This is a genomic window from Planococcus sp. RAB007_Raresut (genome assembly GCF_057369535.1).
Genome location: NZ_JBXYIF010000002.1, coordinates 242,484 through 260,503 on the forward strand (window position 1 = coordinate 242,484; position 18,020 = coordinate 260,503).

23 protein-coding genes and 1 other annotated feature are annotated in these 18,020 nt (G+C 42.1%); of the genes, 21 read left to right on the forward strand and 2 right to left on the reverse strand.

The features are described from left to right. The first annotated feature begins 78 nt into the window (after window positions 1-78). The 8 genes from AC2Q9J_RS05165 (at window position 79) to AC2Q9J_RS05200 (ending at window position 5,703) form a co-directional block, all read left to right on the forward strand. Window positions 79-930: an MBL fold metallo-hydrolase gene (locus tag AC2Q9J_RS05165; protein ID WP_499037800.1), complete on the forward strand. Its 852-nt coding sequence runs from the start codon at window positions 79-81 to the stop codon at window positions 928-930. Between the two features lie 73 nt (window positions 931-1,003). Further along, window positions 1,004-1,203 (forward strand) — a binding site (T-box leader). A gap of 60 nt (window positions 1,204-1,263) precedes the next feature. Further along, window positions 1,264-1,830 (forward strand): GNAT family N-acetyltransferase, encoded by a 567-nt coding sequence (locus tag AC2Q9J_RS05170; protein ID WP_499037802.1) that lies wholly within the window; start codon window positions 1,264-1,266, stop codon window positions 1,828-1,830. Between the two features lie 85 nt (window positions 1,831-1,915). Then, a complete protein-coding gene (locus tag AC2Q9J_RS05175; RefSeq protein WP_499037804.1) occupies window positions 1,916-2,932 on the forward strand; it encodes a serine hydrolase domain-containing protein in 1,017 nt (338 codons plus the stop codon). 54 nt (window positions 2,933-2,986) lie between these two features. Beyond that, on the forward strand, window positions 2,987-3,679 hold the full coding sequence (locus AC2Q9J_RS05180) for a DUF5694 domain-containing protein (protein WP_499037805.1): 693 nt from the start codon (window positions 2,987-2,989) through the stop codon (window positions 3,677-3,679). A gap of 71 nt (window positions 3,680-3,750) precedes the next feature. Next, entirely contained in the window at window positions 3,751-4,233 is a 483-nt protein-coding gene (locus AC2Q9J_RS05185) for an NUDIX hydrolase (RefSeq protein ID WP_499037807.1), read from the forward strand. Further along, window positions 4,230-4,499: a hypothetical protein gene (locus tag AC2Q9J_RS05190; RefSeq protein WP_499037809.1), complete on the forward strand. Its 270-nt coding sequence runs from the start codon at window positions 4,230-4,232 to the stop codon at window positions 4,497-4,499. The genes AC2Q9J_RS05185 and AC2Q9J_RS05190 overlap by 4 nt, the downstream gene beginning before the upstream one ends. A 368-nt stretch (window positions 4,500-4,867) precedes the next feature. Then, window positions 4,868-5,068: a spore coat protein gene (locus AC2Q9J_RS05195; protein WP_499037811.1), complete on the forward strand. Its 201-nt coding sequence runs from the start codon at window positions 4,868-4,870 to the stop codon at window positions 5,066-5,068. Between the two features lie 170 nt (window positions 5,069-5,238). After that, window positions 5,239-5,703 (forward strand): DUF4362 domain-containing protein, encoded by a 465-nt coding sequence (locus tag AC2Q9J_RS05200; protein WP_499037812.1) that lies wholly within the window; start codon window positions 5,239-5,241, stop codon window positions 5,701-5,703. 96 nt (window positions 5,704-5,799) lie between these two features. Here AC2Q9J_RS05200 and AC2Q9J_RS05205 read toward each other — a convergent pair whose 3' ends face one another. Beyond that, window positions 5,800-6,831 (reverse strand): C39 family peptidase, encoded by a 1,032-nt coding sequence (locus tag AC2Q9J_RS05205; protein ID WP_499037814.1) that lies wholly within the window; start codon window positions 6,829-6,831, stop codon window positions 5,800-5,802. Between the two features lie 33 nt (window positions 6,832-6,864). Next, window positions 6,865-7,365, reverse strand: coding sequence for a TVP38/TMEM64 family protein (locus AC2Q9J_RS05210; protein ID WP_499037816.1), 501 nt, complete (start codon window positions 7,363-7,365; stop codon window positions 6,865-6,867). Window positions 7,366-7,668: 303 nt separating this feature from the next. On the opposite strand from AC2Q9J_RS05210, the gene AC2Q9J_RS05215 reads away from it, so the two are divergent. The 13 genes from AC2Q9J_RS05215 (at window position 7,669) to AC2Q9J_RS05275 (ending at window position 17,992) form a co-directional block, all read left to right on the forward strand. Next, on the forward strand, window positions 7,669-8,286 hold the full coding sequence (locus AC2Q9J_RS05215) for a bifunctional transcriptional activator/DNA repair enzyme AdaA (protein ID WP_499037818.1): 618 nt from the start codon (window positions 7,669-7,671) through the stop codon (window positions 8,284-8,286). Continuing rightward, complete coding sequence (locus tag AC2Q9J_RS05220; protein WP_499037820.1) at window positions 8,237-9,145, forward strand: DNA-3-methyladenine glycosylase 2; 909 nt, start codon at window positions 8,237-8,239, stop codon at window positions 9,143-9,145. The genes AC2Q9J_RS05215 and AC2Q9J_RS05220 overlap by 50 nt, the downstream gene beginning before the upstream one ends. Continuing rightward, window positions 9,138-9,629: a methylated-DNA--[protein]-cysteine S-methyltransferase gene (locus AC2Q9J_RS05225; protein ID WP_499037822.1), complete on the forward strand. Its 492-nt coding sequence runs from the start codon at window positions 9,138-9,140 to the stop codon at window positions 9,627-9,629. The genes AC2Q9J_RS05220 and AC2Q9J_RS05225 overlap by 8 nt, the downstream gene beginning before the upstream one ends. 458 nt (window positions 9,630-10,087) lie before the next feature. Further along, window positions 10,088-10,660 carry a DNA-3-methyladenine glycosylase I gene (locus AC2Q9J_RS05230; protein WP_499037823.1) on the forward strand — a complete coding sequence of 191 codons (573 nt, stop codon included), beginning with the start codon at window positions 10,088-10,090 and terminating at the stop codon, window positions 10,658-10,660. 3 nt (window positions 10,661-10,663) lie between these two features. Beyond that, the gene (locus AC2Q9J_RS05235) at window positions 10,664-11,170 is read left to right on the forward strand and encodes a GNAT family N-acetyltransferase (RefSeq protein WP_499037825.1); all 507 of its coding nucleotides are present in this window, start codon (window positions 10,664-10,666) and stop codon (window positions 11,168-11,170) included. A gap of 25 nt (window positions 11,171-11,195) precedes the next feature. Beyond that, on the forward strand, window positions 11,196-11,990 hold the full coding sequence (locus AC2Q9J_RS05240; protein ID WP_499037827.1) for a phosphotransferase: 795 nt from the start codon (window positions 11,196-11,198) through the stop codon (window positions 11,988-11,990). 812 nt (window positions 11,991-12,802) lie between these two features. Further along, window positions 12,803-13,702 (forward strand): S16 family serine protease, encoded by a 900-nt coding sequence (locus tag AC2Q9J_RS05245; RefSeq protein WP_499037829.1) that lies wholly within the window; start codon window positions 12,803-12,805, stop codon window positions 13,700-13,702. A gap of 327 nt (window positions 13,703-14,029) precedes the next feature. Further along, window positions 14,030-14,854, forward strand: coding sequence for a hypothetical protein (locus AC2Q9J_RS05250; protein ID WP_499038266.1), 825 nt, complete (start codon window positions 14,030-14,032; stop codon window positions 14,852-14,854). Window positions 14,855-14,899: 45 nt separating this feature from the next. Continuing rightward, window positions 14,900-15,403 carry a hypothetical protein gene (locus tag AC2Q9J_RS05255; protein ID WP_499037831.1) on the forward strand — a complete coding sequence of 168 codons (504 nt, stop codon included), beginning with the start codon at window positions 14,900-14,902 and terminating at the stop codon, window positions 15,401-15,403. A gap of 150 nt (window positions 15,404-15,553) precedes the next feature. Further along, window positions 15,554-15,994: an NUDIX hydrolase gene (locus tag AC2Q9J_RS05260; protein WP_499037833.1), complete on the forward strand. Its 441-nt coding sequence runs from the start codon at window positions 15,554-15,556 to the stop codon at window positions 15,992-15,994. Between the two features lie 331 nt (window positions 15,995-16,325). Then, window positions 16,326-16,781, forward strand: a complete 456-nt coding sequence (locus AC2Q9J_RS05265; protein WP_499037835.1) for a YhfM domain-containing protein — start codon at window positions 16,326-16,328, stop codon at window positions 16,779-16,781. Next, the gene (locus tag AC2Q9J_RS05270) at window positions 16,782-17,093 is read left to right on the forward strand and encodes a hypothetical protein (RefSeq protein WP_499037837.1); all 312 of its coding nucleotides are present in this window, start codon (window positions 16,782-16,784) and stop codon (window positions 17,091-17,093) included. Between the two features lie 143 nt (window positions 17,094-17,236). After that, on the forward strand, window positions 17,237-17,992 hold the full coding sequence (locus tag AC2Q9J_RS05275; RefSeq protein WP_499037839.1) for a hypothetical protein: 756 nt from the start codon (window positions 17,237-17,239) through the stop codon (window positions 17,990-17,992). Window positions 17,993-18,020: the final 28 nt, after the last annotated feature.

Consider the following 18,020-nt stretch of genomic DNA (forward strand, 5'->3'; position numbering starts at 1 on the left):
TAATCTGAGGAAATCATGAAATATAAAAGTGGATTTTCTCTTTCAATGAATAAATATCCGATATAGAGGAGAGAGAAAATGTTAAATAAAATCAGTGACAAAACTTACTATTTATCCAATCACGAAGATACGGAGCGGCCAGCACTGGGGCTGGTTAGCGGCGACCATTCCAGTCTTATAATTGATGCAGGCAATTCCCCGCGACATGGTCAAGAATTCTTACAGGAAATCGAAAAGCTGGATGTGCCACCGGTTGAATACACAGTCATTACACATGCGCATTGGGATCATTTTATGGGGATGAATGAATTTGATGCAAAGATTATCCTCAACCATCAAACAAACGAACTATTACAGAAATGGCTAAATTTCTCTTTCGATGACCATTCGCTTCAAAAGCGTGTGTCGGATAAACAGATGAGTCCCCATTGTATGGAGATTCTGCAAGAAGATATACCTGATAGGGATAATTTTAAGTTGAGAACTCCAGACTTAATATTTAATAAATCATTAGTTATCGATTTAGGGAATAAAAAATGTGTCATTGAAACAGTTGAAAGTACACATACAACCGACTCAACCATCGTCTATATTCCTGACGGAAAAGTACTCTTTTTGGGTGACTGTGCATACGGCAAAACGACAAATGACTTATTTCATTTTGATCAATCCCTTTTAATGCCCATGATCCGGGACATTCAAAAATACGATGCTGAATGGTTCGTTCTTGGCCATGAATCCATTTGCGATTTAGAGGAGATGGATCTTTATTGGAAAGAGCTGATTGCAGCGAGCGCAGCGGTGAAGTCTTTATCACTTCAAAAAGCTGAAGAAAATTTCAAGTCAGACAACAATAGGGAGCCTAATGAAAATGAATTATTTTTTATCAAAGCTTTTGTGAATGACCGGATTTTAAAGTCTCAGGATTAATTTCACAATTGAAAGAAAGTTTATTGACTTATTCTGTTATTTCAATTAATCTGGATAGAATCTAATTACCGAATTATTGGAAATTTTAAGGACTAGTAGTTAAACATGACTTTCTCAGAGAAGATATCGAAAGCTGTGAGATATCCAAAGGACGTTTATCGAACCTGCCTTTCATAACCTGTGTTGAAAAATGCAGCGGTTTATCCCGTTATCCATTTAGAGAGTAAAGCTTTGCTTTAAATAAGGGTGGTACCACCTCCAGGGGTCCCTTTGTTTAAAGTGAAGCTTTTTATTTTTAGGAAGACATTTGAGCAATGGAATGGAGTGGGGAAGATGAAAAGGATCAAGTTGGTGAACCATCGGGAAGAATATTGTGATGAGATTTATAGACTTTCTTCAGTTCCTCAAGTGAAAGACGCGCTGGGGTTGCCGGATGGAAACGTGGAAGATACAAAAAAATTTATCCAAAGGGTGCTGGCGGAAGAAAAAATGGGCAAGACCGTTCCGCGGGTCATCCTCGATGAAAATGACAGGCTGGTCGGTCTTACTGATTTAATGTTTATTGATCACCAAAAGAAGTCTTGCCACATCGGTACATGGATTGGCTATGAATATTGGGGTCAAGGCTTTAACGAAGCTTCCAAGCTGGCCATTCTGCAGATTGCATTTGAAGAACTGGATCTGGATTATGTTTTTGCTGGGGCAAGAGCGGTGAATACGCGTTCTCAAAAAGCACAGGAAAAACTGCCGTTCATTCGCCTCCATGTAGAATCGGAATTCCCGGAAGAGCACAAGGCGTTGGAGAAAAAGGAGAAGCAGCCTTGCATTTTAAATGTATTTTGTAAAAGAGATTTTCTGTCTTATATAGAAGAAAGCAGAAGAGCTCAGACTTCCTGTTAAACTAGGATAATAAAAGAAGATTAAGCGAAAAGGAGCTTTTTTCCTTTGCAGAGAGATTTTAAAATTTAAAGAAATTGGGTGTATTATGCAAATCGAGATAAAAAGCGATGTATCTTTTGCACCGGTAATCAATCACGTCAAAAATACAGCGAGCATTGTAGACTGCACAGGTTCTGCGCTTTTGATCATGCAGGACGGCGAAATCGTGGTGGAAGAATATTGGGGCACGCATTCGAAGGAAGAAAATGCGAAAAAAGTGCAGGAAACGACTCAATTTCACATTGCTTCAGTAAGAAAGTGCTATATCGGTTTTGCCGCCGCATATGCTGTTCATTGTGGATTTATCCGATCGATCGATAATTTTGTTGCCGAGTATGTTCCGATGGACGAGCCTGAAATTTTCAAGGGAGTAACCATTCGTCATCTCTTAACTCATACACATGGATTGAAAAATAGTGACGACAAAATCCATAAGGAGTTCTCGCCGGGAGAAAGTTGGGCATACCGGGGAATCGGCATAGATACCCTAACCCGTGTCATTGAAAATGCTACTGGAAAGAGTATCGCAGAAATTCTGAAGGAGCAAGTCTTCAGCAAGCTGAATTTTACCGAAACCGGCTGGCATGCAAAAATGAACGAAAATCTGGTGGATGTGATAAGGGATCCGGACGATTCAAGCTGGTATAACGGTATAAGTGTTTCTGGCAATGAACGGAATATGTACGTTTCTGTAAGGGAATTAGCCAAATGGGGAGAACTTCATTTGAATAAGGGACGCATAGCGGGTGAACAGATTGTTCCAAGTGAAATCATCGAGATGGCTACTGCACTTCAAAGTCCGAAAATGATGGATGCTGATTTGCCGCAGAACGGCTTTTTATGGTTTGTGAAAGACCTGCCTGCTAAACAGACCGAAATTGGGGAAGCAGTTCCTGAAGGTTCGTTTCAAATATTGGGTTACACAGGGGTCACACTCCTTGTGAATCCTAAATATAACCTGGTGGCTGTCAGAGCTTTCAACAGTTTTGGCTCGCCGGCGGGGTATGATTATCTGGAAGATGTTCGGGTATTCGGGGATGCAGTTGTTGGTTGTAAACAATAAATACGCTTAAGAGAAGCAAGAAATATTTGGAGCAGAAAAAAGGAGATAAGTGTAATGGAATCAATACCGGAAATAATATTAGTAGGGACATATCATTTTGTTCAACATGAGGATGCTTTACTGAATAAGGAACTGGAAATACTGGAATTGGTTGATTTACTGGCGGAATTAAAACCTTCAAAGGTTGCTGTGGAATGGGAGAAAAGTGCGCAAGAGGAATTGAATTTAGAATACATCAAGAGTACTGAAGAATATTCAATGAATGAAATTGAACAGATAGGATTCAGGTTAGCCGGTCAATTAAATCATGAGGAAATTTTTGCAATCAACTGGAGTGGTCACTTAACTCAGGAAGAGATGATTATACTTAATCAATCGATTCAAACAGACCATCCGGCTGTTTTACGAGTAATCGAAAATTACAGCACCCCTTCTATTAGTTCCGGCGTTTCATTAATAGAATCTTATCAGGAACTGAATAATAAAGAAAAAAATGCTGAGTTGGAAAAAATGTATCTATCATTTCTTTCAGTAGTACATAATGGACAGAATATAGGCCATACTTTTTTAAGCAAGTGGATTGAGAGAGAGTTAATGATTGTGAAAAATGTTTTTGACATCGTAGGAAAACCAGAAGAAAGAGTTCTTTTACTGGTTGGCGGCGATCATGTATGGATGCTTGCGAAACTCTTTGAAGGAAAAGGCTGGAAGGTAATAAACCCTTTTGATAGTTGGCTTAACGATTAAAGAAAAAGGTGGATTAAAACGAATTGAAGGTAAGCGGCTTATTTTAGGCTGTAAGCGGAGAGGGGCAGCAAATGGGGAATTATATAAAAGAAATGCGGAAAATGATCGGAACTCAAGCGCTCATGGTTGCCGGTGCGATGGTTGCTGTATTTAACGAAAATGGAGAGATATTACTCCAACAGCGAGCTGATATAAAAGAATGGGGCTTTCCTGGCGGAGTGATGGAGTATGGTGAAAGTTTGGAAGAAACGGCCTTGCGAGAACTCTTTGAAGAGACAGGATTAGAAGCTGCAGACTTAAAGTTTATAGAAATCCTTTCAGGAGAAAAAGAATGCCATCAATATCCTAACGGAGATGAGATATTTGGTGTGACTGCAGTTTATACAACTTCAACTGCAAGCGGCGAGTTGTCTATTAATGATGGAGAAAGCACGAAATTGAAGTACTTTTCTCTAAAAAGTCTCCCTTCTAATTTAGTTGAGAAGTCAGAGTACATAATCAGGAAGTATTTTGCGGATAGTCAGATTATAAATGAAGGGAGAAAAGGGCGGTGAAAATTCTACTGCAGTCTTTGGCCGGCGTAACGACTCTTTATGGTATTTACAGCGTGATTACACTTTCAAGAGGCATGATCCAAACCAGAAATTACGAACCGGATTTTGAAGCGGCTTGGAAAAATGCGGATGATTTTCCAAAGGAAGTCGCTTTTGGTAAAAAGTCTTCCCCGTTTTTACACATGGGTTTATTGTCAGGGCTAGTATTAATATGCAGCTGCATGCTATATGCAAACGAAAGAAGTCTAAATAGCTGGAATGAGTAGGAAATAAGTTCATAACTTTTTAATAGAGGTGTTCAAATGGGATATATAGCAGATTTAAGAAAATCGTGGGCACACGCCCTTTGGTCATGGCCGGAGCCAGTGTAATTCTTTTAGACAAGAGCAATCGGATTTTATTGCAGTTGAGAAAAGACAATGGTTGCTGGGGCTTGCCTTGAAAGTCTCTAAATATCAGTCCGCCGGATATGCCGATAATAAGAGAGTTTATTGAAGCGGATTTTTCAAGAAAGAACGAATACCAAATCAATTGAGTCAAATTATTAATATATTTATCGAAAAAAGTTTAAATTTTTCTGAGCGGGGTAGACTAATAGGTATGAATAATTTCAAAATAATAAAGGAGAATTTCTATGACACATATACAAACTTTTTTCGAAGTCATGGAGATACGTGAATTGCTTTCCTTTAAGATAGCTTCCCTTACAAAAAGTAAGTTATTTTTTGATAATGTGAAAGAACAGCACCATACCCATGTTTTAGAAGAGGATATTCAACAATCCATTCAGGAAATCGAAGAGTTAAAAAATATATTAATTTATTCTGGAATGTAAATTGAAAAAATATGGTAAGCCTATTTAAATATGAATTGTTTAGAACGCTGCATTAATATATTGCAAGCGTGTTTTTTTTATTTTCATGAATATTATTTAAATGGATAGTAAACTCTGCTGTAACTTTTGAGCCCAAACTATGGTCTCATTGTTACAAAGGGGTGGATGTTATGGAGCGGTTGGCGTCGATAATCTTAACAGGTGGTTTGATTCTTTCAGGATGCCAGGACAATCGGGTGAATGAGGATTCCCCGCAAATTACTAAACCGCAGCCAAGCGAAAATGCATTTTCCCCGCTTCCGACCGCTGATGTGATTGAGAGCGGCAGTTCCGGCGAAGTGAAAAACTTGGATCGGTTCCAGACATTTTTAGAACATGCTGATGAAAAAGAACCGGATCACATCCAGATCATCCAATTCACGACAGAAGGGAATCCGATTTCACGAGATCTTCAATTTGATGGAACAGTATTCAAATCCACCATGAACAGTTCAAGGGATTCCTATGGTTCGGGTGGCATAAGCGAGGCGGTTTGTTCTGAAATAGCGAAGACAGAAACAGCTGAAAGAACCGATTATCAGCTGGAGGATTGTGAAGATACAGAAGTGATTGATCTATTGGTTGTCTGGAAATAGCATTTTATAATTAAGGATAAAAACACCTGTGAAATGAAGACACGCTGATGGTGTCTGTCGTTTCACAGGTGTTTTATTTCATGAGGTTTGCTGACACTACCTTCTGACAATGACAGCCTGGCTTCCCATTGCTTCGTAACTGGCGAAAAATGTTGTTTCATCATAACTCACCCGTCCTTTAAGAGGGTCCATTACGTAGACCTGGCCACCTTCCCAGCCGTCCAGTACTACGCTATGGAGATTGCTGAAAGAAGGGTGGAAGTCATTGGTGCCTTTGATGTACCAGCCGCCGGAAGTGACAGGCGGAGATAGGTCCAGTGTGACCCAGACGATGACCGGAATATTTCGATCGGTATAGGAAAGGATTTCTTCCTGGGTGCTGCCGCTGACGTTTTCCGTGATCAATCGGCTGCTCTTGGAAGCGACGATTCCTTTGGACGCTTGTACGATTGGCTCGGCGAAAACGTACCAGCCGCCGTTGGCTAGTCGCGGGTCACCGGCATACGCCTGGTGCGGATCTGGTCCAAACCGTTTACCGTTTTTAATTGTAAAAGGAGACTTTGGCAAGTAATCATCAGCCATGGTCGTTTTGGAAACTTTGAGGCGGTAATGGTTCAAGACGGAAGTTAAGGTCGTAATTTCACAGCCATTGGGAAGTTCCGGATCCTGCATCAGAACCGGTACATCTATATGAACCGCTTCGCGTTCAACATAAGTTTCAATTGAGGTTGGCAACGAATCCGGTTGATGAGTATAAAGACTTTCTTCAGCCAGTTTCACGGCGCCTGAATCTGTATCCGCACGTACGATTCTGAGCTGATATTCTTTTCCATCCGCCAAGGCTTCTGCGTTCATTTTACCGGCTTCATCCGATTTTAATACGTCGACCAATGCACTGGTGCTGGTATCGACGATGTACATCAGATAACTTTCAAGCGGCTGCCCGTTTCTGGAATTCGTCAGCAGAAAAGCCTTCGGAGACGTACTTTGCTCCGATGATTCCAGCACAAAGCCATCCGCCATGATTTTTTTGAGCGAAGTTCCGAGTGACGATGGACTGAAGCCGATAATGAAAAAGGACAGCGCAAACAGCAATCCGAATCTTATAAGTTTATGGGACGTTTTCAAGGTAACAGCTCCATTATTGGGTAAGTTGAAAGATTACAGCTGAATTTTTCTTTTATTGTTAGTCCAGATCAGCAGCAGTATGACAAGAATCATGATGGCTAAACTGTACTGGTAACTGACAGGGATGGTACGGATCAAGCCATACACGACCGCTACTTCAATAAAAACGGCAGGAATTTTTCCGATTGTGCTGGCAGCCATAAACAAAGGACCGGAAATTGGCGTCAAAGAAGCGCCTGCGGTCACCAGTCCAGACGGAACAAAAGGAATCAGGCGAAGCAAAATGATTGTCCAAAACACCTGGCTGACAGAAGATTTCTGGATCCGAGTCCAGAACCGATTCTTCAGCCATGCTGGATCCATCCTTTTGAATCCGAAACGGTAAAGGTAAAATCCGGCAATCGCACCGAAAATTTCTCCGGATAGCGAAAGCACTGTGCCGAGCGTAATGCCGAAAGAATTGATATTTAGTCCAGTCACCAGGAAGCTGGGAAAAAAACCTATCGCGCCAACGCCCAAATTCAATAGAAGCAAAAGCAGAAAATCGATGATGGGAAATTGAGTAAGAATAGGACTCGCCTCCTTCGATGAAAGGTTCGGAATAGTTGATTGACCTAATTATACATTGGAATAAACGGCACCGCTTTAAATTTAGAAAATACTTTTTTAGCTTTTTTCATATGAATAAAATTTTCCTTTGAGCGAGCATAAGTGCAAAATCGAGGACGAAAATTTCTGGCGATGATTGATAGAATGAAAGCAGAAGTATTGGCTGTTATTGGTTACAATGGAGATAAGATTTAAGAGCGGAAAATTCGTGGGAAGGGAGTGTGGAGGATGACTGCCGAAATAAATTTTACGTTTGAAGAAATGTGGGAGAAAATCATGGCCTGCGACCGGAAATACGATGGGCTGTTCTATACAGCGGTGAAAACAACGAAGATCTATTGCAGACCTTCGTGCCGTTCAAGGAAGCCGAAGAAGGTGAATGTGGAATTCTATACAACGATTCAGGAAGCGGAGAGCCGTGGGTACCGGGCGTGCAAAAGATGTCAGCCGGAAACGGAACACTCACCTAACGTTGAAGTAGTGCGGAGAGTGATCGACTTGCTGTTGGCTTATCATAATCGCAAATTGAACCTTGAAGAAATCGCTTCACATGCCGGCTTGAGTCCTTCGTATCTCGACCGCATTTTTAAGCAGGAAACGGGAGAGACACCCCGATCGTTCCTGGAGAAAATCCGCGTGGACAAAGCTGCACATTTGCTGAAGCATACTGAAAATACGAATCTGGAGATTTGCTACGCAGCAGGTTTCCAAAGCACCTCGCACTTTTATAAAGCGTTCCGGCGCTCTAAAAACCTTTCACCAAGCGATTACCGGAAAATGACGAAGGAGCTGGGAAATGATTCCGAACACAAACAGCAGTTACGTGAGAGTTCCTACGCCCGTTGAGTTTAGTTTCGATGAATGCTTGGTCTTTCTCAATCGGTCGCTCCAGGAAAACCTTCACCGAATACAGAATGATCAAATCATAAAGCTCATCGACCATCAGGGAGAACTGATATTAATTGGCGTTACGCATGCGGCGCAGCATTTACGGGTTGAATTTTTAAACGGCAAACCTTCTGAAGCAGGGCAGCGGGCAGCTGCTGAATATGTTTGGGCCTGGTTTGACTTAAAGACGGATTTGGTGCCATTTTACGGAATGGCGGCGGATGATCCGATTTTACAGCCGATTGTTAAGCGTCATTTCGGTCTGAGAATCCTCGGTTTTCCCGATTTATTTGAAGCGATGGCTTGGGCAATCACGGGCCAGCAGATTAATCTGACTTTCGCCTATACTTTGAAAAAACGGTTTGTCGAAGCTTACGGAAAATCATTAGTTTACGAAGGCGAAATTTACTGGACGTTCCCTTCCTGCGAAGAAATTTCGGAGCTTAAGGTAAGTGATTTGACGCCTATGCAGTATTCGGTGCGAAAAGCGGAATACATCATCGGCATTGCAGCTGAAATGGCGAAAGGAAATCTGGTGAAGGAAAATTTCACAGATGGAAAAGATGCGCAGACTGTGGAAAAAGAACTGGTCGCGATCAGAGGGATCGGCCCCTGGTCCGCTAATTATGTCATGATGAAATGCCTTGGCTTCACCTCGGCTTTTCCGATTGCCGACGTCGGTTTGCACAACGCGCTGAAATATCAACTGGAGTTGGAGAAGAAACCGTCAATAGCGGAAATCGAGCGCTATGCGGAAAATTGGAAAGGGTGGGAGGCATACGCCACTTTCTATCTTTGGAGGAGTTTATATGAGTAAGTTATATCAAGTGGATTATGAATCACCGATCGGCGTCATGGAAGTAGTAGGTACAGAACAAGAGATCCTGTCGGTTTTATTCACAGAACGCGAAGAGGTCCTGCACCAGCCGCAACCGGACACGCCGCAGGTTTTAAACGATTGCCTGCAGGAGTTGGACGAATACTTCAAAGGTGAGCGCATGGATTTCACCGTGCCCTATATTTCCGAAGGAACGGAATTCCAAGGCAAAGTCTGGTCTGCTTTGACGACTGTCGGCTATGCAGAAACCGCTTCCTACCGGGACATTGCCGTGAAAGTCGGAAGCGAAAAAGCGGTGCGCGCAGTGGGAAATGCCAACAGCAAAAACAAGCTGACGATCATTGTGCCGTGCCACCGTGTAATTGGTACGAACGGAAAACTGACGGGTTATGCAGGAACGTTGACGAGAAAAGAATGGCTTTTGAAGCATGAGCAGGAGATCCGGAGTAAGAATACGTTTTAGGGTGACTTAGCTTGGAACAGCTTTTTGGGGGAGGAACTTTTAAAAGTTTCTCCTTTTTTAATTTGAGTAGAAAAGATCGGGAAAATTGCCGAACGTCGATATATTCTCCTGAACGTAGATATAATTTTTTGAACGTAGATATATTCTCCTGAACGTAGATATAATCTCCTGAGCGTTGATATAATTCGCTGAACGTTGATATACAACAAACAGGCAAAGGTGCGATGGGAAAAAGCCGCTTTATTGCGATTGATATCCCCCCAAAAGTGAAGATCAAAAGACAAATGGCTGCTTTTCGCAGGCGAAAAGCGAAAAATCTTAAAAATCTATAGTTTTAGATGTGTATTTTTGAAAGTTTCAATCGATGGGTTACATCCGTTTTATTTTAAATAGGGCACGCAGTAATCTCTTTAAGAATGGTAAAGTAAATTCAATAGAACGAAAGAGGTGGCTCACAGATGGAACAATGTTCATGGCCGGGCAGCAGCGAAATGATGCAGGCATACCACGACGAGGAATGGTGCAGGCCAACCCGGGACGACCGCTATATATTTGAATTGCTGAACTTGGAAGGCGCGCAAGCGGGGCTGTCGTGGAGTATCGTCTTGTCTAAAAGAGACGCGTACCAGGCGGCTTTTAAAAATTTCGACATTGCGTATTGCGCAGGGTTGAGCGATTCGGATCTGGAGTCAATAAAAGAGAATTACAATGTCATCAAGCATTTTGCGAAGTTGCAATCGGTCTGCAGCAATGCGCAGGCAGCTTTGAGAGTGCAGGAAGAGTTTGGGAGTTTGGCTGAATTCCTGTGGAGCTTTATAGAAGGCGAACCGGTCATCAATCAGTGGGAAGACAGTGCGCAAATGCCTGCTGAGTCTCCTTTGTCCGTGCAAATCAGCAAAGAACTGAAAAAGCGCGGCTTTAAATTCGTCGGACCGGTTACAACTTATTCGTTTCTGCAGGCGATCGGCATAGTGGATGATCATGTGAAAACCTGTGATTTTCATACTTCGAATCGGCAAGGGAGTCGGTAAGTGATGAATATTTCACTGAGCTTGCTGAAGGAGGATGATGCAGAAGAATTGTTGGAGTTTGAAAGGGTAAACCGACGTTTCTTTGAGAAGATGGTGCCTGGCCGAGGGGACGATTATTACCAGTGGGCGGTTTTTTTAGACAGGCATCGAGAACTTTTGGAAGAGCAGGAGCGAGGCGTTTGCCGGTTTTATTTGATAAAAGATCCTGACGGAAATATTGCCGGACGGATTAATTTGGTTGATATTGATGCGGCAGCGGGCACGGCAGAAGTTGGTTTCCGGCTTGGCGAAAATTATGGCGGCAAGGGCATCGGAAGCAACGCTTTGTCCCTCCTTTTATCCACTGAATCTCATTTGAAACAGATTCATGCAAAAACGACGACTGTGAATAAGTCGTCTCAACTAGTTTTGGAGAAGAATGGATTTATCCACATGGGGATAAGTGAAGGTGAATTTGAAATGAATGGTGAGAAGATGAGATTTGTGCGGTATTTGTGGTTAAGTAATTAAAATTTATTGGGGACGGAGGAATCGGATGGAAGACGGTAATGGTGAAGAAAAGCTGGTCGGCGGAAATATCTCTGACGTTTACCGGTTAGGAAAGACTGTAAGGCGGGAATTGAAGCTGGAGAGCCATAAAATTCATCAGCTACTGAATCACTTGGAGAAAAAAAGCTATCATTACGCGCCAAAATTCTTGGGGATTGATGATAAAGATAGAGAAATTTTGACGTTTATCGAAGGAGAAGCAGGAAATTATCCATTGAAAAAATACATGTTGTCAGATGATAGCTTAAAAGAAATTGGCAAGATGCTGCGGCTTTATCACGAGGCCGTGATTGATTTTCCATTTGACGATACTTGGCAGCCGGTCGACTTTACCCCGCCACAGTTTGAAGTGCTATGCCATAATGATTTCGCTATCTACAATATTATCTTTAATGAGGAGAAACCAGTGGGCATCATAGACTTTGATGTGGCTGGACCAGGGCCGAGGCTCTGGGATATCGCCTATACACTGTACACCTGCGCTCCACTAAGCAGATACAAGCTTACGGAAACTGGAGAGGGAAAAGTTTATTACGACCCTTTAAAGGATGCCGAGCCGACAAAACAAAGGATAAAAATATTTTTTGAAGCATACGGTGAGAAAGTAGCGGAAAATTTATTAGAAATGGTCATTCTTCGCTTAGAAGGTTTATGTAAAACAATCGAAAGAAAAGCCGGCGAGGGTGATTCTGCTTTTCAGGTGATGCTGGCTGAAGGGCATGTTGAACATTATCAGGAGGAAGTTCACTTTATTCGTGAGAATGGGTGGGACTGGATCTGATTTTATCCATAAATGGAAGCATCTCTTTGCGGAAATGATGATTATCGCTCATTTGAAATGCTTTCTTGATTCGGGAGGAGTCGAGAAGAAACCCAAATGCTGGGTTTCGTCCTTTTATTGGGTGTGGCAAATTTCTATGAGCAGTTTTCGGGGTTCTATGATCACTTATTGGATTCTATGATCAGTTTTCGGGGTTCTATGATCACTTATTGGATTCTATGATCAGTTTTCGGGGTTCTATGATCACTTTTTGGATTCTATGATCACTTTTCACTGTTCTATGATCACTCATCCTTTTCCAGCTCAATTCGCATATGCAGAACTGTTATGATTAGTCCGTACACAATAATTAGCCGAAAGGTTAGGAGGAGCCACGTCTGAGAAATGATGAATAGAATGACTAAATTATATTTTAATGGCCTCTTTATCTTGTTCCCGATCCTTTTTCTATTCAGCTCATTTTTATGGAAAATAGTGATCAGAAGCTATAACGTTTTTGAGGTTATAACTGATACACTGTCCATCATCGCTATCTATTATTTTTTAATGAGCTGCATTTTTATTTTCCTGAGCAATAGAACGAACAAAGACGGGGAGAACAATTAAAAAGAATATTCACTATGGGGCTGCCGGGAAGGCAGTCCTTTTTAATTTGGCGCAGAATTTAGGAAATTTTTCTCTGAAAAATTAAATCTTGAATGCCCTCAAAAATTTTTTTCACAACACAAAGTTCAATTGTTATTAAATGGTATAATCAGTATGAAACAAAGTGACGGAAATTTCTGCATTTTATTAAAAAGGATGGGCGTGGAATGAAGGATGAAAAAAGGGGTTCGCGTTTTCTGCTGGCAATTGCTGTTTTAATCTTTTTTTACAGCCTTTTAAGTTCGGCTTTCTATTTCGGTTTCATAAACGCATACATAGTAGCAGGGGCATTATTTCTAACATTAATGATTTCGTGGATTTTCCTCTTCCGTTATCGCCACACAAAGGGGAAATCCGGGAAAGTAAGTTTGATAGTGTTATTGGTGGGGATCCTTTTCATCTTTGATTTCTTCCTTTTACAATTTGAACAGATGAAGTACCGGACACTGATCCACGAAGAGCCGGTTCAGGCTGCTGACAATTCAGGCATACATTTGATGGGCGTCGGAACAATTTATTTCAGTCATGCAGAAAGTAAAGAATGGCTGATCAAGAACTTTGAAAGAGGGGATCAGGAACTTTTTCAAATAGACGAAGTGGACAATAAAACCCGGTATCACAGCAGAAACGATATCTTCCTGCAGTTAGTTGGTGTCCAAAATGACGAGGTTTCTGTTATGGCGAAAAATGTAAGGAGTTATCTGCGTCAGGAAACAGCCGGTGTCGAGCAGTTTCTTGAAAGCGAAGATATTTCGGGTGACAGCGCAGGATTAGGGTTGGCGCTGACAGGTTTGATTGAGCAAAATAAACTCATGAATTATGTGGACTTTGGTGTAACGGGAGCAATAAACAAACAAGGTGAAGTCAGTGGCATAGGGATGGTGAAAGAAAAACTGCTGATTGCTGAAAAAGAAGGATTTCCTTTCATGATCATTCCGAGTGAAAATGGTAAAGAAGCGGATCAGGTTAAAGAGGCAGAAAACCTCGGAATTCAAATATTTACTGTGAGCCATATCGATGAGGCGGTCCAATTGATCAATAGATTGAATGCGGAACAAAAGAAATAAAAAGCTGATCATACACAAAATCACCAGAAAATATTCCACAAGAAGAAGCTCGGAAGCGGGTTTCTTCTTTTTTGTGTACAGCGGATATCTATGAGCGGTTTTTGAGGTTCTATGATCACTCAAATGATTCTATGAGCAGTTTTCGGGGTTCTATGATCATTCGGCCTTTATTTAGATGAAAAAATCTGCCTACTCACGAACAAACTGGACCAATGGATGAATTCAAAATGGGATATTTAGGATATACTGATTACTGGGAAGTTCAACTAACTCAAAATTAAAAATTTTCATATACATAGAGAACGAAGAGGAAAGAGGATGAAGGAAATGAAAAATTTCATCTGCACGACTTGTGGGGTGCAAGCGGAAAAGTCAGCGAAAGAGCTGGATACTTGCACGATTTGCAACGAAGAGCGGCAATATGTTAGTCCGAGTGGACAAGCTTGGACCACACTGGAAGAGATGATCCAGGCAGAAAAATATAAAAATGAGATTGTACCGGAAGAAGCAGGGCTTTATAACATTTCCACTTCGCCGAATTTTGCTATTGGGCAGACGGCTTATCTGGTGCAGGGAAAGAATTTTAATTTATTGTGGGACTGTATCACGTATATCGATCCGAAGACGATCGGGGAAATAAAGAAGCTCGGCGGCATCGACGCCATCGCGCTGTCGCATCCGCATTATTATTCGACGCAGGTGGAATGGGCGGAAGCCTTTGATGCATCGATTTATATCCATGAAGACGATAAGAAATGGGTGACGAGACCGAGTGACAGGATCATTTTTTGGTCTGGCGAATCGCTCGAACTATCGGAAGACATCATTTTGCACCGTGTAGGCGGCCATTTCAAAGGCGCGGCTGTAGCAGAATGGAAAGCGGGCAGTGAAGGGAAAGGAATATTGCTGACGGGAGATATCATCCGAGTAGTGGCAGATCGCCAGTGGGTGACTTTTATGTACAGCTACCCGAACTTCATTCCGCTGCCTGCAGCGATTGTTGAGAGGATGGCTAAGCAATTGGAAGGAATTTCGTTTAATCGAATGTATGATGCTTTTCACCGGATTGTACAGGAAGATGCAGGCGCGGCGGTGCAGCGGTCGGCGAAGAGGTATGTGGATGCGTTGAATGGTGAGCTTTTTGATACGTGAATGTCGAAAGAGCGTAGGCCACTTAAGAGGAGGTATAGATGACCGATGAAATTCTACAAACCATTTCTTATTAGTCTATCGCTCATGTCATTATTTTTAGGCGGATGCAGCAGTGGCGCAAATAATACTGAAAGTGTCATAGCGAGTGAAAAGACGCTGCCTTCAGATTTTTACGAGAGTGCATTTGAGAGAGAGACAACGCCCCAATTTCAATTTATGGCTAGAAGGGCTGTAGATCAGTCTCAGTTTGAGAAAGCCTGGGACTTTTACGGATTTGGGGGAGAGATGCCGAATGTGGATTTTGAAGGAAAAGATGTCCTTTTCATAGGAGTTCATGAGTCTGGTTCGTGTGCTTTAGAGGTAGGAAATATTGAATGGTTCAATGATATTGTAATGCAGGTACCATTAATAGAACCGGATCGTGCATGTACGGCTGATGCCACTCCAAGAACGTTCGTTATTGAAATTGATAAAGAGAAGTCCAGCGAGCTGGAGAATTTAGTGATTGTCCAAAGTGGCATAACAACAACCGTGCCATTTGAAAACTAGTTGGGATTGGAGAAATTCTGAAATCTTCAGGTTGATTGTATCGATGGTTAGAGTCTGATGAGAAGTTTACAGGCTGAAATAAGTACTGGAAACAATATAGGTTATTTGAAGTCAATAAAATATAGAAGTGATTCGAACGGGGGAATTGCCATGATATCTAAAGAACAGAGCACTCAAACACTCTACACACCACCGAAGCATATCGTCTCAGCAGCTGCGGTTGTGTTGAATGACGAAGGTGAAATCTTGTTGATCAAAGGTCCGCGCAGAGGATGGGAAATGCCGGGCGGGCAAGTTGAAGAAAGGGAATCGCTGAAAGATGCGGCAATCCGGGAAACGAAGGAAGAGTCGGGCATTGATGTTGAAATCGTGAAGTTTTGCGGTGTATTCCAAAATGTCGAAGGGTCCATCTGCAACACGTTGTTTTTGGCGAAGCCGATTGGGGGCACTCCGACAACATCTTCAGAAAGTCTGGAAGTGGAATTCTTTCCGCTAAGCGAAGGGCTGGAAATGGTGACGTGGAAAAACTTCCGGGAAAGAATAGAGTTTTGTTTGAATGAAGAAGAGCATCCGTTTTATGTGGAGTTTTGAGTTTTGGCAGGGAAAATTGCTGAACGCGCATATCTTTTTTTAATCGCGCATAAAAACTTCTAATCGCGCGCAAATTTTACTAACCGCGCATAAAAAATTTTAATCGCATGCAAGCGAGAGCTAAACGCACGCAAATCCTTCCGCCATTCGATTTCCCCCTTTTCAAGAGCCCATAAATTCGACGAATCGCTCCAAGCCATCTGATTCCAGGGGGCTTTTTTGCGAAGAAAAGTGAGTTTGGCAACTAAACTTTGTTGAAAAAGAAATGTGTAACTTAAACAAAATTATAACCGTCTACTGGGAATAATAAGGAATAGAGGAGGCGGCGTAAATGAAAAGAGCTATACTACTGCTTTTATTGCCATTAATAATGATTTTTCTCTTCACGTGCCAGCCCGAAAAAGAAGCGGTCGAAGCTGAAGAAGTGAAGATTGAACTTAAAGAAGAACTATTAGCAGAAGGCGAAATCACAAAAGTCGAGCTGTCTGCAGTAAAAGGAGTAGAGCCTGTTGTTTATATCGAAACGGATGAACTGGAGATTTTTCGCGCTCTTTTTTCAAGTGCAGAAAAAGAGCCGGGCATCGTAAATATGAGTGATCCGGAATTTTATCTGAAAGTGGTCATGAAAGATGGAGAAAAGCGTTATTTGAATCTTTGGCTTGGCAGCGAAGGGGAAACGGCTTCGCTGATGGATCCGGAAGATACGCATACGATTTATACGGTGACGCCTCAAGAGAAGGTAAGATTGACGGAATTGATGGCGAATGAAATAAAGGGGGAGAATTAGATGGGGAAACGTGCAGTCATTTTGGGCGTAATACTTTTATTAGCTGGCTGTAATCCCTTCGACTCCAGCAACTACCAAGGACTTGTTGTGAGTGTTGATGAAACAAGTTTTATGCTGTGTCCTTGCGAAGGCGATCCGGAGGCCGAGTATCCGATTTATGAAATATTTATGGGGAATGATACCGAAATTGTTGGCGTCAGAACGGAATTCATAGAAATCGAACAAGGCGACGAGGTAAGAGTGTGGGTGAAAGATGAAGAAGCGGCTGAATTAGTGGGCGAGAGAATTTCTGTTGAGAGTAAGGGTGAATAAGCGCCGAACTAACTCCTGCTTTAAAAATTCATCTTTTTTGAGCTTTTTTATTATTTATCACACCTCCTATTAAGAAAGTTCAGTTTAGAGTATCATCGAGGAAAGACTATTTACATAAAATTGAAATCGAAAAGGTGGCGTCCATGAAACCAAGTGAATTGATAGACTTCCTTCTGCTCGGAATAGTATTGCTGCTTATAATCGCCGCCGCCTGGTACATATTCAGACAGCGGAAAAAATGGGCCATGCTGATAACCGCTGTGTTGATCACCGGATATATGGGCTATTATTTCTACCTTCCGACTTTAAAAGCAAATACCCATGCCGCAAAGTATGAAGAAATCATTGATTATCTGGACAGCAATTACCCGGACCGGCAATTTACAGTAAGGCCAGAGCGGTATGAACCTGGCTATTATGTTGGTACGTTTGACATCAATGATAAACTAACGCCTGATTTCGGTGTGACATTGCATGTGGAAGATGACGGTGAGGTCATCCAGACAAGCTACTGGGAAGACGGCAGCTTTCCGTCACAGCAGGACTTATGGAAGAATCTCGCTTTAAGCTACCATGACGATTATTCACTCGATAGTAAAAGGATCGAAATCACAAAACAGGACGAATGGATCGATGGTGAGCTGACGGTTTTCGCCCTGCTGATAGACGGCAATCCATCAATCGCTGTCTACGAATATTCACAGGCAGGGTATAGCTGGAATGATTTACAGGAATCCAAAAACGGAGATTTCGTGTCAGCTGAAGCTGAGGGACGTGTGTTTGTCTTTATTGATGAAACGTATACAGAAGAGACAGCGGACGTGCAGCTGCAGAACGGGGAAACGATTTCGGTGGACGCTGCAGAACATAAAGGGGAACTATTTATCGCAGAAAAATAATGGGGCCGTCAGTCCAAACCTCGGAGGC

Coding starts and splice junctions, on each gene's coding strand:
- AC2Q9J_RS05185 (WP_499037807.1), top strand. CDS start 3,751: ATGGGGAATTATATAAAAGAAATGCGGAAAATGATCGGAACTCAAGCG.
- AC2Q9J_RS05230 (WP_499037823.1), top strand. CDS start 10,088: ATGGAACAATGTTCATGGCCGGGCAGCAGCGAAATGATGCAGGCATAC.
- AC2Q9J_RS05170 (WP_499037802.1), top strand. CDS start 1,264: ATGAAAAGGATCAAGTTGGTGAACCATCGGGAAGAATATTGTGATGAG.
- AC2Q9J_RS05245 (WP_499037829.1), top strand. CDS start 12,803: ATGAAGGATGAAAAAAGGGGTTCGCGTTTTCTGCTGGCAATTGCTGTT.
- AC2Q9J_RS05275 (WP_499037839.1), top strand. CDS start 17,237: ATGAAACCAAGTGAATTGATAGACTTCCTTCTGCTCGGAATAGTATTG.
- AC2Q9J_RS05235 (WP_499037825.1), top strand. CDS start 10,664: ATGAATATTTCACTGAGCTTGCTGAAGGAGGATGATGCAGAAGAATTG.
- AC2Q9J_RS05215 (WP_499037818.1), top strand. CDS start 7,669: ATGACTGCCGAAATAAATTTTACGTTTGAAGAAATGTGGGAGAAAATC.
- AC2Q9J_RS05180 (WP_499037805.1), top strand. CDS start 2,987: ATGGAATCAATACCGGAAATAATATTAGTAGGGACATATCATTTTGTT.
- AC2Q9J_RS05200 (WP_499037812.1), top strand. CDS start 5,239: ATGGAGCGGTTGGCGTCGATAATCTTAACAGGTGGTTTGATTCTTTCA.
- AC2Q9J_RS05195 (WP_499037811.1), top strand. CDS start 4,868: ATGACACATATACAAACTTTTTTCGAAGTCATGGAGATACGTGAATTG.
- AC2Q9J_RS05165 (WP_499037800.1), top strand. CDS start 79: ATGTTAAATAAAATCAGTGACAAAACTTACTATTTATCCAATCACGAA.
- AC2Q9J_RS05250 (WP_499038266.1), top strand. CDS start 14,030: ATGAAAAATTTCATCTGCACGACTTGTGGGGTGCAAGCGGAAAAGTCA.
- AC2Q9J_RS05225 (WP_499037822.1), top strand. CDS start 9,138: ATGAGTAAGTTATATCAAGTGGATTATGAATCACCGATCGGCGTCATG.
- AC2Q9J_RS05220 (WP_499037820.1), top strand. CDS start 8,237: ATGATTCCGAACACAAACAGCAGTTACGTGAGAGTTCCTACGCCCGTT.
- AC2Q9J_RS05260 (WP_499037833.1), top strand. CDS start 15,554: ATGATATCTAAAGAACAGAGCACTCAAACACTCTACACACCACCGAAG.
- AC2Q9J_RS05240 (WP_499037827.1), top strand. CDS start 11,196: ATGGAAGACGGTAATGGTGAAGAAAAGCTGGTCGGCGGAAATATCTCT.
- AC2Q9J_RS05255 (WP_499037831.1), top strand. CDS start 14,900: ATGAAATTCTACAAACCATTTCTTATTAGTCTATCGCTCATGTCATTA.
- AC2Q9J_RS05265 (WP_499037835.1), top strand. CDS start 16,326: ATGAAAAGAGCTATACTACTGCTTTTATTGCCATTAATAATGATTTTT.
- AC2Q9J_RS05270 (WP_499037837.1), top strand. CDS start 16,782: ATGGGGAAACGTGCAGTCATTTTGGGCGTAATACTTTTATTAGCTGGC.
- AC2Q9J_RS05175 (WP_499037804.1), top strand. CDS start 1,916: ATGCAAATCGAGATAAAAAGCGATGTATCTTTTGCACCGGTAATCAAT.